The 16048-nt window shown below is 73.4% G+C and carries 13 protein-coding genes; 4 read left to right on the top strand and 9 right to left on the bottom strand.

Annotated elements, in window-relative coordinates; all coding sequences use genetic code 11:
• Nucleotides 1–199 precede the first annotated feature (199 nt).
• Complete coding sequence (locus EV562_RS19175) at nucleotides 200–1408, top strand: amino acid deaminase/aldolase (RefSeq protein WP_133888027.1); 1209 nt, start codon at nucleotides 200–202, stop codon at nucleotides 1406–1408.
• Between the two features lie 15 nt (nucleotides 1409–1423).
• Here the strand turns inward: EV562_RS19175 and EV562_RS19170 are convergent, their stop codons facing one another.
• Genes EV562_RS19170 through glnA4 form a run of 4 tightly spaced genes read right to left on the bottom strand, consistent with a single transcriptional unit; the run spans nucleotide 1424 to nucleotide 6056 of the window.
• The gene (locus EV562_RS19170; RefSeq protein ID WP_133888223.1) at nucleotides 1424–2449 is read right to left on the bottom strand and encodes a DUF2510 domain-containing protein; all 1026 of its coding nucleotides are present in this window, start codon (nucleotides 2447–2449) and stop codon (nucleotides 1424–1426) included.
• Nucleotides 2450–2486: 37 nt separating this feature from the next.
• Nucleotides 2487–3278 (bottom strand): 3-oxoacyl-ACP reductase, encoded by a 792-nt coding sequence (locus EV562_RS19165; RefSeq protein WP_133888026.1) that lies wholly within the window; start codon nucleotides 3276–3278, stop codon nucleotides 2487–2489.
• On the bottom strand, nucleotides 3275–4681 hold the full coding sequence (locus tag EV562_RS19160; protein ID WP_133888025.1) for an aldehyde dehydrogenase family protein: 1407 nt from the start codon (nucleotides 4679–4681) through the stop codon (nucleotides 3275–3277). Before EV562_RS19160 ends, EV562_RS19165 begins: the two co-directional genes overlap by 4 nt.
• A gap of 7 nt (nucleotides 4682–4688) precedes the next feature.
• A complete protein-coding gene (gene glnA4, locus EV562_RS19155; protein ID WP_133888024.1) occupies nucleotides 4689–6056 on the bottom strand; it encodes a gamma-glutamylethanolamide synthetase GlnA4 in 1368 nt (455 codons plus the stop codon).
• A gap of 74 nt (nucleotides 6057–6130) precedes the next feature.
• Between glnA4 and EV562_RS19150 the strand changes: the two genes are divergently transcribed.
• Both EV562_RS19150 and EV562_RS19145 read left to right on the top strand, forming a co-directional pair.
• Complete coding sequence (locus EV562_RS19150) at nucleotides 6131–6865, top strand: FCD domain-containing protein (protein ID WP_133888023.1); 735 nt, start codon at nucleotides 6131–6133, stop codon at nucleotides 6863–6865.
• 76 nt (nucleotides 6866–6941) lie between these two features.
• Entirely contained in the window at nucleotides 6942–7643 is a 702-nt protein-coding gene (locus EV562_RS19145; protein ID WP_133888022.1) for a gamma-glutamyl-gamma-aminobutyrate hydrolase family protein, read from the top strand.
• Nucleotides 7644–8375: 732 nt separating this feature from the next.
• Here the strand turns inward: EV562_RS19145 and EV562_RS19140 are convergent.
• Nucleotides 8376–9230: a LysR family transcriptional regulator gene (locus EV562_RS19140; protein WP_243860101.1), complete on the bottom strand. Its 855-nt coding sequence runs from the start codon at nucleotides 9228–9230 to the stop codon at nucleotides 8376–8378.
• A gap of 205 nt (nucleotides 9231–9435) precedes the next feature.
• On the opposite strand from EV562_RS19140, the gene EV562_RS19135 reads away from it, so the two are divergent.
• Entirely contained in the window at nucleotides 9436–10608 is a 1173-nt protein-coding gene (locus tag EV562_RS19135; protein WP_133888020.1) for a TDT family transporter, read from the top strand.
• On the opposite strand, the gene EV562_RS19130 is transcribed toward EV562_RS19135, so the two are convergent.
• The 4 genes from EV562_RS19130 to EV562_RS19115 form a co-directional block, all read right to left on the bottom strand.
• Nucleotides 10535–11254, bottom strand: a complete 720-nt coding sequence (locus EV562_RS19130; RefSeq protein WP_133888019.1) for a helical backbone metal receptor — start codon at nucleotides 11252–11254, stop codon at nucleotides 10535–10537. The two genes, EV562_RS19135 and EV562_RS19130, sit on opposite strands and share 74 nt — an antisense overlap.
• A 10-nt stretch (nucleotides 11255–11264) precedes the next feature.
• Nucleotides 11265–11834: an XRE family transcriptional regulator gene (locus EV562_RS19125; RefSeq protein ID WP_133888018.1), complete on the bottom strand. Its 570-nt coding sequence runs from the start codon at nucleotides 11832–11834 to the stop codon at nucleotides 11265–11267.
• 455 nt (nucleotides 11835–12289) lie between these two features.
• Entirely contained in the window at nucleotides 12290–14905 is a 2616-nt protein-coding gene (locus EV562_RS19120) for an ABC transporter permease/substrate binding protein (protein ID WP_133888017.1), read from the bottom strand.
• On the bottom strand, nucleotides 14898–16007 hold the full coding sequence (locus EV562_RS19115; RefSeq protein ID WP_133888016.1) for a betaine/proline/choline family ABC transporter ATP-binding protein: 1110 nt from the start codon (nucleotides 16005–16007) through the stop codon (nucleotides 14898–14900). The genes EV562_RS19120 and EV562_RS19115 overlap by 8 nt, the downstream gene beginning before the upstream one ends.
• Between the last annotated feature and the right edge of the window lie 41 nt (nucleotides 16008–16048).

Here is a 16048-nt window from a genome sequence, read left to right as displayed (position 1 = left end):
CGTCCCGGGCACGCATACCCGCACGGGAGGGCCGCCATCCGGCGCGGGGCGCGGCCCTGGCCGCCGGGTGCGGGCCCGCCGTACGTGCGCGTCACTCTACGGCGTGACCCCGCGGGAGGGGGAACCAGTCCGCACGCCCGTGGCATTGGCCCGGATCGTCCCCCTACCCCGCGGTAATCCTGTCTGGCAGGCTGCGGACATGACTGCGCGCGCCGCCGACCGGGCCCGTTACGACCGGGCCACCGCCCATCTGGACGCCCCCGTGGCGATCGTGGACCTGGAGGCCTTCGACGCCAACGCGGACGACCTGGTCCGCCGCGCCGGAGGCAAGCCGATCCGGGTCGCCAGCAAGTCCGTACGCTGTCGCGCCCTGTTGGAACGGGTCCTGGCGAGGGACGGTTTCGCGGGCGTCATGTCGTTCACGCTGGCCGAGTCCCTGTGGCTGGCGCGTTCCGGTGTCGAGGACGTGCTGCTCGCCTATCCGTCGGCGGACCGCGCCGGGTACGCCGAGCTGACCGCCGACCCGAAGCTGGCCGCCGCGGTGACCGTGATGGTCGACGACCCGGCGCAGCTGGACCTGGTCGACGCGGCACGCGAGAGCGGCGGCGGCCGGGAAGTCGTGCGGGTCTGCCTGGAGTTGGACACCTCGCTGAAGCTCTTCGGGGGGCGGGTGCGGGTCGGGGCCCGGCGCTCCCCGCTGCACTCCCCCGCCCAGGTCGCCGACCTGGCCCGCGCGGTGGCCCGCCGGCCCGGGTTCGAGGTCGTCGGCATCATGGCGTACGAGGGGCATGTGGCCGGCGTCGGGGACGCGGTCGCGGGACGGCCGCTGCGGTCGCGTGCCGTGCGGCTTATGCAGGCCGCCGCCCGCCGGGAGCTCGCCGAGCGGCGGGCGGCGGCGGTGCGGGCGGTCCGGGCCGTGGTGCCCGGCCTGGAGTTCGTCAACGGCGGTGGTACGGGCAGCGTGCAGCACACCGCCGCCGAGGACGCGGTCACGGAGATCGCCGCCGGGTCCGGGCTGTACCTGCCGCGGCTGTTCGACAACTACACGTCGTTCAGCGGCCGTCCGGCGGCGCTGTTCGCGCAGCCCGTCGTCCGGCGGCCCGGGGTGGGGTCCGTGACCGTGCTCGGCGGCGGTTATCCGGCCTCGGGCGCGGCCGGAGCCGACCGGCTGCCGGTGCCGTACCTGCCGGAGGGCCTGCGCTACGACCCGCAGGAGGGCGCCGGCGAGGTGCAGACGCCGCTGCTGGGCTCGCCCGCCGACGATCTGCTCATCGGCGACAAGGTGTGGTTCCGGCACGCCAAGGCCGGGGAGCTGTGCGAGCGGTTCGACGCGCTGCACCTGGTCGAGGGCGACGCGGTGACGGCGACGGTGCCGACGTACCGGGGCGAGGGTCGTACCTTCCTGTGACGGCCCCGGCACGGGTCACGGCGTCGGGCCGATGCCGCTGCCCACGCCGCCGCCGGTGTCCGCGTCGCCGATGGGCCGGATGCCCTTGGTGATGGTGTCCATGTCGGCCGGCGGCGGTCCGTCCTCGCCGGCGTCGAAGACGTAGCGGACGAGGATCGGGGACTCGGTGCCGACGGTCGAGGGGAAGACCATCGACTGCACGTAGCCGCCGGGCCCCTTGGCGGTCCTCACCCGCCAGCGCACGTAGTACCCGGCGCGTCCGGCGACCGCGACGGGGCCGGAGGCCACCTCCTCGTGGGACTCGATGCCGCCGAAGGGCTTGTTGCCCACCAGGTCGCGGTCGTAGGCGTCGTCGGCCGCGTCCTCGATGTCCTGCCGCGCGAGGACCTTCGGTGAGGACTCGGCGTTCGCCGTGACGGTGCGGGAGACGACCAGGCCGTGCCGGCACACGCCGCCACCGGCGGGGCAGTCGTAGGTGCCGTCCGTGGTCATCATGACGTCGTCCTCGGCGACGTACCTGGGCCGGACCCAGCCGTCGGGCAGGGGGAACGTGACGCCGTTGAGCTGGTCCTCGACCACGGCCGGGTCGTCCGCGGGGGTCTCGGAGGCGGTCGGTGAGGGGGTCGGCGGGTCGGTCACCGGCGCCGGGTCGGAGGCGGTGGCCGTGACCGGCGTGGTCCGCGTCCGCGAGCTGCCGGCGTCGTCCTCGCCGAGGACGAACACGCCGGTGACGATCGCCCCGACCAGCACGGCCGCGGCGGTGGTCAGGGCGACGGCCTTCCCGCGTCCGCCGGTGGGCGGCCCGCCCGGGGCGCCGACGGCGGGGGGCGGCGCGGCCGGAGCCGGGCCGGACTGCGCCCGGTGGTACCCGGACGCCGGATGCCGCCCGTACTCCGACGCCGTGCCCGGGGTCGGGTCCACCGCCGGTCCGTACCCGGCGGGTCCCGGGGCGCGCCGGTGTTCCGTCCAGGCCGCGCCGTCCCACCAGCGTTCCTGGTGGGGAGCCGTGGGGTCGCGGTACCAGCCGGGCGGCGGCGTCATGCTCATTGCGGCACTGTAGGACGCCGCGCACGGTGTTCTACAGCGGTGTGACGTACGCCCCCGAGATCCCGCCGTCCACCAGGAAGTCGCTGGCGTTGACGAAGGAGGAGTCGTCGCTGGCCAGGAAGGCCACGGCGGCGGCGATCTCCTCGGCCTCGGCGAACCGCCCGAGCGGGATGTGGACGAGGCGGCGCGCGGCCCGCTCCGGGTCCTTGGCGAACAGCTCCCGCAGCAGCGGGGTGTTGACCGGGCCGGGGCAGAGCGCGTTGACGCGGATGCCCTCCCGGGCGAACTGGACTCCCAGTTCCCGGGACATGGCGAGGACGCCGCCCTTGGAGGCGGTGTACGAGATCTGGGAGGTGGCCGCGCCCATCCGGGCCACGAAGGACGCGGTGTTGATGACGGAGCCCCGGCCCTGGCGCCGCATGTAGGGGATGGCGGCCTTGCAGCACAGGTAGACGGAGGTGAGGTTGACCTCCTGGACGCGTTTCCACGCCTCCAGGCCGGTCTCCAGGATGGAGTCGTCGTCGGGGGGCGAGATGCCGGCGTTGTTGAACGCGACGTCGACGCTGCCGTAGGTGTCGTGGGCCGCCGCGAACAGCGCCTCGACCTGCTCGGGGTCGGTCACGTCGGCCCGGACGAAGATTCCGCCGCTGTCCTCGGCGGCCGCCTTGCCCCGGGTCTCGTCCACGTCGGCGCAGACGACGTGGGCGCCCTCGGAGGCGAGCCGGCGGGCGGTGGCGCGGCCGATGCCGCTGCCCGCCCCGGTGACGACGGCGGTGCGGCCGACCAGGCGGCGGCAGACGATCTCCTCGGTGGTTTCGCTCACAGTGCGGGGCCCTCCGTGCTCGGCGAGGCGTTGCTGATGAAGACGTTCTTGGTCTCGGTGAACGCGGTCAGCGCGTCCGGGCCGAGTTCGCGGCCGAGGCCGGACTGCTTGAACCCGCCGAAGGGGGTCCAGTAGCGGACGCTGGCGTGGGAGTTGACGGACAGGTTGCCGGCGCGGACCGCGCCCGACACGCGCAGGGCGCGTCCGACGTCCCGGGTCCACAGCGAGCCGGACAGGCCGTAGTCGGTGGCGTTGGCCAGGCGGATCGCGTCGGCCTCGTCCTCGAAGGGCAGGGCGACGGCGACGGGTCCGAAGACCTCCTCGACGGCCACCCGCGCGTCCTCGTCGACGCCGGTGAGGACGGTGGGCGGGAACCAGAAGCCGGGGCCCTCGGGGGCCTTGCCGCGGATGCCGTCGGCGTCCCCGGGGACGTAGGAGCGGACGCGGTCCAGCTGGGTGCGGGAGATCAGCGGGCCCATGTCGGTGGCCTCGTCGGCCGGGTCGCCGACGCGGACGGCCTCGATCGCGGGGGCGAGCAGGTCGAGGAACCGGTCGTACACGGAGCGCTGGACCAGGATGCGGGTGCGGGCGCAGCAGTCCTGGCCGGAGTTGTCCAGGAAGGACATGGGGGTGGCGGCCGCGGCGGCTTCCAGGTCGGCGTCGGCGAAGACGACGGAGGGGCTCTTGCCGCCGAGTTCGAGGGTGACGGGCTTGAGCAGGGCGGCGCCCTTGGCGGCCACCCGCCGGCCCACGGCCGTGGACCCGGTGAAGACGATCTTGGCGACGTCCCGGTGCTCGACGAGCGCGTCCCCCGCCACCGGTCCGTGCCCCGGCAGTACCTGGAACAGTCCCTGGGGAAGTCCCGCGTCCAGGGCGAGTTCGGCCAGGCGCAGCGCGGTCAGCGGGGTCGTCTCGGCGGGCTTGAGGAGGACCGCGTTGCCCGCCGCGAGCGCCGGTGCCGTGGCCCAGGCCGCGATGGGCATGGGGAAGTTCCAGGGGGCGATGACGCCGACGACGCCGAGCGGTTCGAGGAGGGTGACGTCCAGGCCGCCGGCGACCGGGATCTGGCGTCCGGTGAGCCGCTCCACTCCCCCGGCGGCGTAGTCGAGCAGGTCGCGGACGTTGCCCGCCTCCCAGCGGGCGTTGCCCACGGTGTGCCCGGCCTGGCGGACCTCCAGCCGGGCCAGCTCCTCCAGGTGCTCGTCGACGACGGCGGCGAAACGGCGCAGCAGCCGCGCGCGGTCGCCGGGGGCGAGGGCGGCCCAGGCGGGCTGCGCCCGGACGGCGCGCGCGACGGCGGCGTCCACGTCGGCCGCGGAGGCGGCGGGGACGGTGGCGAGGACCTCTTCGGTGGCGGGGTTCAGTACGGTCAGTTCGGACGACTCGGGTGACTCGTGGGACACGTGGGCCTCACATGCGTTCGAAGGAGCGGCGCAGTTCCCAGTCCGTGACGGCGGCGTCGAACGCGTCCAGTTCGACGCGCGCCATGTTGCGGTAGTGGGCGACGACCTCGTCCCCGAAGGCGGCCTTGGCCAGGGTGCTGTTCTCCCACAGCTCGGCGGCCTCGCGCAGGGTGGTGGGGACGTGCTCGTAGTCGGCGGCGTAGGCATTGCCGGAGCAGGGCTCGGGCAGCTCCAGCCGCTGCTCGACGCCGTGCAGTCCGGCGGCGACCATGCCGGCCACCGCGAGGTACGGATTGACGTCGCCGCCGGGGAGCCGGTTCTCGAAGCGGAGCGAGCGGCCGTGGCCGACGACGCGCAGGGCGCAGGTGCGGTTGTCGCGGCCCCAGGCGACGGCGGTGGGGGCGAAGGAGCCGGGCTGGAAGCGCTTGTAGGAGTTGATGTGCGGGGCGTAGAGGAGCGCGAACTCGCGCAGCGCCACCAGTTGTCCGGCGAGGAAGTGCCGCATGACCTCGGACATGGCGCCGCCCTCGCCGCCGTCGGCCATGGCGTTGTGGCCGTCGGCGTCGGTGAGCGAGAGGTGGATGTGGCAGGAGTTGCCCTCGCGCTCGTTGTACTTGGCCATGAAGGTGAGGGACATGCCCTCCTGTGCGGCGATCTCCTTGGCGCCGGTCTTGTAGACGGCGTGCTGGTCGCAGGTGACGAGGGCCTCGTCGTAGCGGAAGACGATCTCGTGCTGGCCGGGATTGCACTCGCCCTTGGCGGACTCGACGGTGAGGCCGGCGCCGGCCATCTCGTTGCGGATGCGGCGCAGCAGGGGTTCGACGCGGCCGGTGCCGAGGACCGAGTAGTCGACGTTGTACTGGTTGGCCGGGGTCAGGCCGCGGTAGCCGGCGTCCCAGGCGTGTTCGTAGGTGTCCCGGAAGACGATGAACTCCAGCTCGGTGCCGACCTGTGCGGTGTACCCGCGCCCGGCGAGCCGCTCCAGCTGGCGGCGCAGGATCTGGCGGGGCGCGGCGGGCACCGGGGAGCCGTCCTCCCAGGCGAGGTCGGCGACGAGCATCGCGGTGCCCTCGTTCCAGGGCAGCCGGCGCAGGGTGGCGGGGTCGGCGTGCATGGCGAAGTCGCCGTAGCCGCTGTCCCAGGAGGACATGGCGTAGCCGTCGACGGTGTTCATGTCGGCGTCGACGGCGAGCAGGTAGTTGCAGCCCTCGGTGCCGTGGGCCAGGACCTCGTCGAGGAAGAAGCGCGCGGCGAAGCGCTTGCCCTGGAGGCGGCCCTGCATGTCGGGAAAGGCCAGCACGACGGTGTCGATGTCACCGGCGGCGACGAGGGCGTGCAGTTCCTCGACCCCGAGCGGGGGTGTGCGGTCTGCCACGGGGAGAGCCTCCTTCTGGCCGGGAGCCATAAGGTATTGCCGGGAACCTTTGGTTGGGAAGGGGGCGCGGCCGCGTGCGGGAGGAAACCGGCGGGAGTGTCACGGACCGGCTGGCGCCGGTGCTGCGGCCGGTGCGGGCCGGCAACGGCTTCGAGGAGGCGCTGGAGCAGATCCTCCAGGTCGTCAGGCTGGGCCTGGTGGCGGAGGGCGAGCGGCTGCCGGCCGAGCGGGAGCTGGCGGAGCGGCTGGGGATCAGCCGGGTGACGCTGCGCGAGGTGCTGCGGGTGCTCCAGGACCAGGGGCTGGTCGAGGCCCGGCGCGGACGGTACGGCGGAACGTTCGTGCTGTCGCGGGCGGACGGGGGCGGCGAGGACGAGCTGCGGCGCCGGCTGGCCGGGGTCGACGTCGAGGACGTGCTGCGCTTCCGGGAGGTGCTGGAGGTGGGCGCGGCCGGGCTGTGCGCGGCGCACGGACTGGCGGACGCGGGGGCGGCGCGGTTGCGGGAGGCGCTGGCCGGTACACGGGAGGCACCGCTGGCGCAGTACCGGCGGCTGGACACGAGGCTGCACCTCACTCTCGCGGAGCTGTGCGGCTCACCGGCGCTGGCGGCCCAGTACGCGGCCGTCCGGGCCGGTCTCAACGACCTGCTGGACTGCATCCCGCTGCTGGTGCGCAACCTGGAGCATTCCCAGCGCCAGCATGCCGCGCTGGTGGAGGCGGTGCTCGACGGCGACGCGGACGGGGCGCGGGAGACCGCCCGGGAGCACTGCGCGGGGACGGCGGCGCTGCTGCGCGGGTTCCTGACGTGAGCGCCTTGCCGCGCCGGTCCGATGCGGCAAAGGTGTGGGAGCAGCCCATTGCCCGGTCCGATCCTCTGGAGGGTGCATGGCCGACAGGCCGCTGATCGGTGTCAGCACGTATCTGGAGGCCGGGGCGCGCTGGCGCGTGTGGGAGCTGGAGGCGGTGCTGTTGCCGGCCGCGTATCCGCGGCTGGTGCAGGGGGCGGGGGGACTGGCCGCGCTGCTCCCGCCGGACGCGCCGGAGCACGCCGCCGCGGCCGTCGCCCGCGTGGACGGGCTGGTGATCGCGGGCGGCCCGGACGTGGAGCCGGTCCGCTACGGCGACGGGACCGATCCGCGCACCGGCCCGCCCGCCCGGGCCCGGGACACGTGGGAGCTGGCGCTCATCGAGGCGGCCCTGGTGGCGCGCGTCCCGCTGCTGGGCATCTGCCGGGGCATGCAGCTGCTCAACGTCGCCCTGGGCGGCACCCTGGTGCAGCACATCGAGGGGCACGCCGAGGTGGTGGGCGTGTTCGGCGGTCACCTGGTCCAGCCGGTGCCGGGCACGCTGTACGCCGGTGCCGTGCCGGAGGAGATGTTCGTGCCGACGTACCACCACCAGGCGGTGGACCGCCTCGGCACCGGCCTGGTCGCGTCGGCGCACGCGGCGGACGGAACGGTGGAGGCCCTGGAACTGCCGTCCGGCCCCGGCTGGGTCCTCGGGGTCCAGTGGCACCCGGAGATGGGCGAGGACCTGCGCGTGATGCGGGCCCTGGTGGAAGCCGCCCGGGAGGCCCGACGGGGCTGACCACGCCTCCCCCTTCCCCCCAGCGGGCGTCACCCCCCCGGCCCGACCGGGGCCCCTCCACCACGTCCCGCTCGGCGCACCACACCGCGCACACCCGGGAACCACCCGACATCCCGGCCGGTCCCGACGGTTCGGTGGCACCCCGAAAGGACGACACGGACGCGTGATGCCGGCCCTGGTGGAATCTGCCCGGTCGGCGCGACGAGCCTGACGGCGTCTTCGCCCGTCCCCACCGGGCGGTCCCGGTGTCTCCCGCACGGCGGTCGGTGCCGGGGAGGCCCCGGAACACCCGGAACAGCCCGACGGCCCCTCACACGGCGACCCAACGGACCCGGAGGGTCGGACCGAACCGGCGGACCCGCACGGTCGGACCGAACCGGCGACCCCCACCGTCAGACCGAACCGGCGGACCCGCACGGTCGGACCGAACCGGCGACCCCCACCGTCAGACCGAACCGGCGAACCCCCACCGTCAGACCGAACCGGCGCACCCCCACCGTCAGACCAAGCCGGCGAACCCCCACCGTCGGACCGAACCGGCGCACCCCCACCGTCAGACCAAGCCGGCGAACCCCCACCGTCAGACCGAACCGGCGAACCCCCACCGTCGGACCAAGCCGGCGAACCCTCACCGTCGGACCGAACCGGCGCACCGACACCGTCGGGCCGAACCGGCGCACCCCCACCGTCGGACCAAGCCGACGGCCCCGGGCCCGCCCACGCCCGCGGGGCCTACCCGCGGGTCAGTGACAGCAGCCGGCGGGCCGGTCCCGTGGGGCGGTGGCCGGTGGGCCATACCGCTCGCAGGTCGCGGGCCAGCACGACGTCCGCCACCGGGACGCTCACCAGGCGCCGGGTGGTCAGCTCCTCGCCGACGGCGAGTTCGCTGAGGACGGAGGGCCCGGCGCCGCCCACCGCGGCCGCCTTCACGGCGGTCGTCGACGACAGTTCGATCAGGGGGCGGGCCAGGCCGCCCAGCGCCGCGTCCAGGACCTGCCGGGTGCCGGAGCCCTTCTCCCGCAGGATCAGCGGGGTCTCGGCCAGCTCGGCCGCCGCGAGCGGGCGCCTGCGGCGGGCCCACGGGTGCCCCGGCGCGGTCACGACGACGAGCCGGTCGTGGGCGATGACCGCGGAGTCGAGGCCGGTCGGCACACTCACCCCCTCCACGAAGCCGAGGTCTGCCTCGTCGGCCAGCAGGCGCTCCGCGACCGCCGCCGAGTTGCCCGCGAGCAGCGACACCGCGGTGTCCGGCAGCTGGGCGCGCAGCGCGACCAGCCAGCCCGGCAGCAGGTACTCGGCGATCGTCATGCTCGCCGCGACCCGCAGCCGCGAGTCCCGCCGGTCGCGCAGCGCCTGCGCGCCCGCGTCGAACGCCTCGGCGGCCTCCACGATCCGCCGCGCCCAGTCCGTGACCAGCGCGCCCGCGTCGGTGAGCCGGGACCCGCGCGGCGAGCGGTCCACCAGGGCGACGCCCAGCTGCCGTTCCATCGAGCGGATGCGGCTGCTGGCGGCGGGCTGGGTGATGCCCAGTTCGCGCGCGGCCCCGCCGAGGCTGCCCAGACGGGCCACCGCCAGCAGCAGTTCCATCGCCCCGAGGTCGGGCACCCGGTGCGCCAGCGAGCCCGCCCCGGGCCGCGCCCGGCCGCCGTGTCCACCGTCCGCGCCGCCCGCGCCGCCGCCCGTGCCGACTCCCGCGCCGCCGCTCCCCGTGTCCCTGCTCATAACTCCAGCTTATGCCCTCATAGGAACGTGGTCCCTGGTCAGGGGATTCGCCCGCCGGGACCGTGGAGGCATGGTCACCGCAGCCCAGCCCCGCTCCCCCGTCCCCTTGCCCGCCGTCGGCCCGCCCGTCCGGCGGGTGCCGGGCGTCCGTCATCTCGGGCCCAACTGGTACGCCTGCGTCATGGGTACCGCCGTCGTCGGTACGGCCGGGGCCGCGCTCCCCGGTCACGTGCCCGGCCTGCGTGCCGTGTGCACCTCCGTCTGGGCGCTGTCCTTCCTGCTGCTGGTGGCCCTGCTGACGGCCCGGACCCTGCACTGGCGCCACCACCGGGACCAGGCCCGCGCCCATCTGCTCGACCCCGCTGCGGCGCCGTTCTACGGCTGTCTGTCGATGGCTCTGCTGGCCGTCGGCGGCGGCGCCCTCGCGCTCGGCCGGGACTGGATCGGCGTCCGGGCCGCGGTCGCCCTGGGCACCGTGCTGTTCACGGCCGGCACGCTGATCGGGCTGGCGGCGGCGGTCGCCGTGCCGTACCTGATGGCCGTACGCCATCGCGTCGAGCCGGGGCAGGCCAGTCCGGTGTGGCTGCTGCCGCTGGTCGCGCCGATGGTGTCCGCGGCCGTCGGACCGCCGCTGGTGCCGCACCTGCCGCCGGGACAGCCCCGCGAGACGCTGCTGCTCGCGTGCGTGGCGCTGTTCGGGGTGAGCCTGCTCGCGACCCTGGTGACACTGCCGGTGATCTTCGGCCGGCTGCTCACCGGCGGGCCGCTGCCCCTCGTCCTCACCCCGTCGCTGTTCCTGGTCCTGGGGCCGCTCGGGCAGTCGACGACGGCCGTGGGGAAGTTCGCGGACGTCGCGCCGGGCATCGTGCCGGACCCGTACGCCGAGGGGTTCTCGGTCCTCGCCGTGCTGTACGGGGTGCCGGTGACGGGCTTCGCCCTGATGTGGCTGGCGTTCGCCGTCGCGCACGTGGTGCGGGCCCGGCGCGCCGGCATGGGGTTCTCGATGACGTGGTGGTCGTTCACCTTCCCCGTGGGCACCTGCGTCACCGGCGCCGAGGCGCTGGCCCGCGAGACCGGGCTCGTCGCCTACGACGGGCTCGCCGTCGCCCTGTACGCCCTGCTCGTCGCCGCGTGGGCCGTCACCGCCGTGCACACCGCGCGGGGCCTGCTCAGCGGAGCGCTGCTCGCAGGGCCGCGGCCAGCGCCCGGGGCGCCCGGGCCAGCGAGGGTCCGTACCACGTGAGGTACCGCCCGTCGACGAGGGCGCAGGGCAGGCCGGGGAAGGCCTCCGGGCCGTCGTCGGCGGTGAAGCGGTACGGCTCGTCCGGCAGGACCACGACGTCGGGGCGGGCCGCGCGCAGTTCGTCCACCGGGACCTTCGGGTAGCGCTCGGCGTGTGCGGCGTACAGGTGGTCGACGCCGAGGCGGGCCAGGACGTCGCCCGCGAAGGTGTCGCGGCCCAGCACCATCCAGGGCCTGCGCCAGACCGGTACGACGGCCGTGGCGCGCCGCTCGGGGACCGGTACGCCGGTCCAGGCCGCCTGTGCCTCGTCCAGCCAGCGGGGCCGGGAGGGCGAGCCGCAGGCGTCCAGCACCCGCTCGAGCTCGGTGAAGGCCCGCGGCACGGTGCGCACCTCGGTGACCAGCACCTCCACGCCGGCGCCGCGCAGGGCGTCCAGGTCGGGGGCGCGGTTCTCCTCCTCGTTGGCGATCACCAGGTCGGGGGCGAGGGCGAGGACGCGGTCCGTCGCCGGGTTCTTGGTGCCGCCGACCCGTACGACGTCGAGCCCGGCCGGGTGGGTGCACCAGTCGGTGGCGCCGACCAGGGCCCCGGGGAGGGTGCGGGCGACGGCCTCGGTCAGCGACGGGACCAGGGAGACGACCCTCACCGGCGGGCCCTCACCTGCGGGGGCCTTCCCGGACCGCCTCGATGTGCTCGGCCACGGCGACGACGATCAGCCGGGTGTCGGGCACCGTGGCCCGCCAGCGGTGCCGCACCCCTCCGGTGAGGTACAGCGTGTCACCGCGCCCGAGCCGGTAGGCGCGGCCCTCGGCCTCGATCTCCACGGCGCCCTCGGTGACGTACATCAACTGGTCGTTGCGGTACTGGAGTTCCCGGCCGGCGTCGTGGTCGCCGGTGAACTCGGAGGCGTGCATCTGGTGGTGGCCGCGCACCAGCGAGCGCACCCTGGGCGCCAGCTCGGGGTCGGGGTCCTCGGCGCGGACCACGTCGACGCTGCACGCGGGGTCGGCGGCGGCGAGCAGCTCCACGGCCGTGGTGCGCAGGGCGTCGGCCACCTTCTCCAGGGAGTTCTGGCTGGGCCGGGCCCGGTCGTTCTCGATCTGGCTCAGGAAGGGCACCGACAGGCCGCTGCGCTCGGCCACCACGGCGAGGGTGAGTTCGAGGTCCCGGCGCCGGCGCCGTACGGCCGCGCCCACCCGAAGGTGCTGGTCTTTGTGGTCGCCCATCGCTCCGGCTCCCTCCTTCACCCGTCGTCGTACCGTCGCCGGGCCCCGTGCGGGGCACCGTCCTCCTGATGAGTTCTCTGCACCCTACGCATGTTCGGCAAACCGTTTCATGCGGCCGTCACATCGATGTCACGGTCCGGTGGCCGCGACCTCACAGTTCTCGCCACCGGCGGGCCCGTCCGCATCCCGCGCCACGCGCCCTACCGCTTCAAGGCGCGCACACCCTTCCATGTTCCCGCGGCCGCCGCCGCCCCGGCCGGGGCATGCTCGGGCACGGGGTTGGCGCTCCGTGGTTGGCCGAATCCCGACCGTGTCCGGCCCCGAGACGACCCGAGGGGCGGGCCCGGTGGCGCGCCGTCAGGAGGCGTCACCGGGCCCACCCCTCGGGGTGACCGTCACGGGTACCGCGGAGTACTACGGCGCGGTGGCGGCCGGAGTACCGGGGCCGGTGGCCGCTACGGGGTCATCCGGCCGACCATGTCCGGGTGGTCCTCCAGCCAGGCCGCGACGGCGTCCTCCTCGTGACCCTGGCCGCGGTCCTTGATCTCGGCCTCCAGGCTGCCCAGCTCGTCCTCGCTCATCTTGAAGTTCTTGATCCACTTCGTGAGCTGCGGGTACTCCTCGGGGAACTTCTTGCTGGAGATGGTCCGGATCGTGTTGCCCTCGCCGAAGGCCTTCTCGGGGTCCTTCAGCTTGGTCAGCTCGTAGTCGCTGTAGGCCCAGTGCGGCGACCACAGGGTGACCGCGACCGGCTCCTTCTTGGCGAGGGCGCGCTTGAGCTCGGCCAGCATGGCGGGCGTGGAGCCGTCGACGACCTCGTACTCGTCCTCCAGGCCGTAGCCCGGCAGGACCTCGTTCTTGAGGAGCTGCATCTCGCCGGTGCCGGGCTCGATGCCGATGATCTTCCCGTCGAACCGGTCGGCCTTGCCCTTGAGGTCCGCGAGGGACTTGACGTCCTTCACGTACGAGGGGACGGCGATCTCCAGGGAGGTCGGTTCGTACCAGGTGCCGAGGTCGACGAGGTTGTCCTTGTGCTTCTTCCAGTAGTTGCTCTGGGCGTAGGGCAGCCACGCGTCGAAGTTGAGGTCGATGCCGCCGGAGGCCAGGCCGGTGTAGACCGGGCCGACGTCCATCTGCTTCAGGTTCATCTTGTAGCCGCGGCGCTCGAGGACGTTCTTCCACAGGTAGGTGACGGCGACGTCCTCCTCCCAGGGGAACCAGGCCACGTCGAGGGCCTGCTCGGCCTCGGCGGGGGTGGCGCCGGCGCCGCCCTCGACCGGGGCGAGCTTGTCGACGACATCGGGGTTGGCCTTGAGCCAGGTGCGGACGGCGTCCTGCTGCTGTCCCTTGCCGGCCTTGTTGATCTCGGCCTCCAGGCTGGTGAGCTGCTTCTCCGACATGGAGAAGTCCTTCAGCCACTTGGCCACGACCGGGTTGTCGTCCGAGAAGCCCTTGCGGGACAGCGAGTGCACGCCGTCGCCCTTGCCCCAGGCGCCCTTGGGGTCCTTCAGCTTCTTGAGCTTGTAGTCGTTGTACGCCCAGTGCGGGGACCAGAGCGTGGTGACGATCGGCTCCTGCTTGCTGTAGGCCCGCTTCAGCTCGGCCAGCATCGCCGGCGTGGAGCTGTCGACGACCTTGTACTCCTTGTCGAGGCCGTACTCCTTGAGGACCTTGCTCTTGAGCAGGTTCATCTCACCGGCGCTGGCCTCGATGCCGGTGATCTTCCCGCCGAAGAGACCGGCCTTGCCCTTGAGGTCGTCGAGGGTGTCGACGTCCTTCATGTACGCCGGGACGCTCAGCTCCAGCGACGTCTGGTCGTACCAGGAGCCGAGGTCCTCCAGCTGCTTGCCGTACTTCTTCCAGTACTGCTCGTGGGTGGTGGGCAGCCAGGAGTCGGTCTGGAAGTCGATGTTGCCCTGGGCGAGCGCGGTGTAGAGCGGTCCGGCCTCGAACTGCTTGGCCTCGACCTCGAAGCCGCGCTGTTCGAGGATCTCCTTCCACAGGAACGTGGAGGCGACGCCCTCGTCCCAGGGGATGTAGCCGATGGAGATCTTCTTGCCGTTGCCGACGTTCTTGCCGCCGCCCGCCGTGTCGGCGTCGCCGGAGCCGCCGCCGAACATGCCCATGCCGCCGGCCACCAGGGCGAGGATCACGATGCCGATCACGGCGACCTGCGGCCGGGGGCGGTAGGACCAGATCGTCAGTCCCTTGGCGGCGCGAGCCTTGGCGGCGGCGCGGCGGCCCAGCGGAGAGACGTGCGTGCCCAGCGCGCTGGTCATGCGGTCCAGGTAGATCGCCAGGATCACGATGGCGACACCGGCCTCGGCGCCGAGGCCGACGTTGAGCTGGCCGATGGACTCCATGACGTCGCCGCCGAGGCCGCCGGTGCCGACCATGCCGGCGATCGCGGCCATGGACAGGCCGAGCATGATGACCTGGTTGACGCCCGCCATCACCGTCGGCAGCGCCAGCGGGAGCTGCACGCGCAGCAGGGTGTTGCGGGGCGTGGTGCCGAACGCCTCGGCGGCCTCGACCAGTTCCTTGTCGACCTGGCGGATGCCCAGCTCGGTCATCCGGACGCCGGGGGCGAGCGCGAAGATCAGGGTGGCCACGATGCCCGGGGCGGAGCCGGTCCCGAAGAACAGGATCGCGGGGATCAGGTAGATCATCGCGGGCAGCGTCTGCATGAAGTCCAGGATCGGCCTCACGAAGGCGCTGACCCGGTCCGAGCGTGCCGCCCAGATGCCCACCGGCACCGAGACGACCAGCGCGATGATCGTGGCGACCAGCAGGAGCGCCAGGGTGACCATCGCGTTCTCCCACAGACCGAGGGAGTCGATGAAGGCGAACCCGACGAAGGAGAGGACACCGGCGACGGTGCCGCGCAGCCAGAAGGCCAGCACGGCGAAGATGCCGGCGAGCAGCAGCGGCTCGGGCGCCTGGAGGAGGGCGTTGATGCCGTCGTAGGCGCCGGTGAAGAGGCTCTTGAAGAAGGTGAAGAGCCAGGAGACGTTCTCCAGCAGCCAGTCGACGCTGCTGTTGACCCAGTCTCCGAGGGGAATCCTAGGCACGGCTGATCACCTTCTCGCCGCCCTTGTCCCGCGGGGAGTGGCAGACGCCGGGGGCGACGTCCTCGTCGCCGAGGAAGCCGATGAGGCGCTGGGCCGGGACGACACCGACCAGCCGTCGGTCGTCGTCGAGCACCGCGACGGCGTGCGGCACGCGGGCGCTGATGGCGCACAGCTCCGAGAACGGCGTGTCGGGCGTGGCGGTCTCGCAGTCGCAGTCGGCCTCGTCGCCGCGCACGTCGGTCTCCATGACGGCGCCCGCGGTCAGTACACGGGAGCGGTCGACGTCCTTGGTGAAGGAGGCGACGTAGTCGTTGGCAGGGCGGATGAGGATGTCCTGCGCGGTGCCGATCTGCACGATCCGGCCGTCCCGCATGACGGCGATGCGGTCGCCCAGGCGCATGGCCTCGTTGAGGTCGTGGGTGATGAAGACGATGGTCTTCTTCAGGGTCTTCTGCAGGTCGAGCAGCTGGTCCTGCATGTCGCGGCGGATCAGCGGGTCGAGGGCGCTGAACGACTCGTCCATCAGCAGCAGGTCGGCGTCGGTGGCGAGCGCGCGGGCCAGGCCGACCCGCTGCTGCATACCGCCGGACAGCTCGTCGGGCCAGGACTTCTCCCAGCCGGTCAGGCCGCACAGGGCGAGCGCCTCGTCGGCGCGGCGTTCGCGCTCGGCGCGGGGCACGCCCTGCACTTCGAGACCGTAGGCAGCGTTGTCACGGACGCTGCGGTGGGGGAAGAGCGCGAAGTGCTGGAAGACCATGCTGATCTTCTTGGAACGGACCTCGCGCAGCTCGCGGTCGCTGAGCTCGGTGAGGTCCTGGCCCCCGAAGCGGACGTGCCCGGCGGTGGGCTCCGACAGGCCGTTGAGCATGCGCAGCAGCGTGGACTTGCCTGATCCGGACAGCCCCATGACCACGAAGATCTCGCCGGGCTCCACGGTGAAGGAGGCGTCGATGACGGCAGCCGTGGTGCCGTCGGCGCGCAGCTCCTCCCGGACGTCTCCCTGCTCCTCGCGGACGTTCCCCTGGCGCAGTCGTTCGACTGCCTGGTCCGGTTTCCTGCCGAAGACCTTGTACAGGGCCTCGGCCTCTAGTCTCGCTGACACGCTTACCTCTTGGCTCGGGGACAGGGGCGAGGTACGAAGCC

This window comes from Streptomyces sp. BK208, assembly GCF_004364245.1.
Lineage (GTDB): Bacteria > Actinomycetota > Actinomycetes > Streptomycetales > Streptomycetaceae > Streptomyces.
Note: the sequence above shows the minus strand (reverse complement) of the source record. Positions and strands in the feature narration are given on the sequence as shown.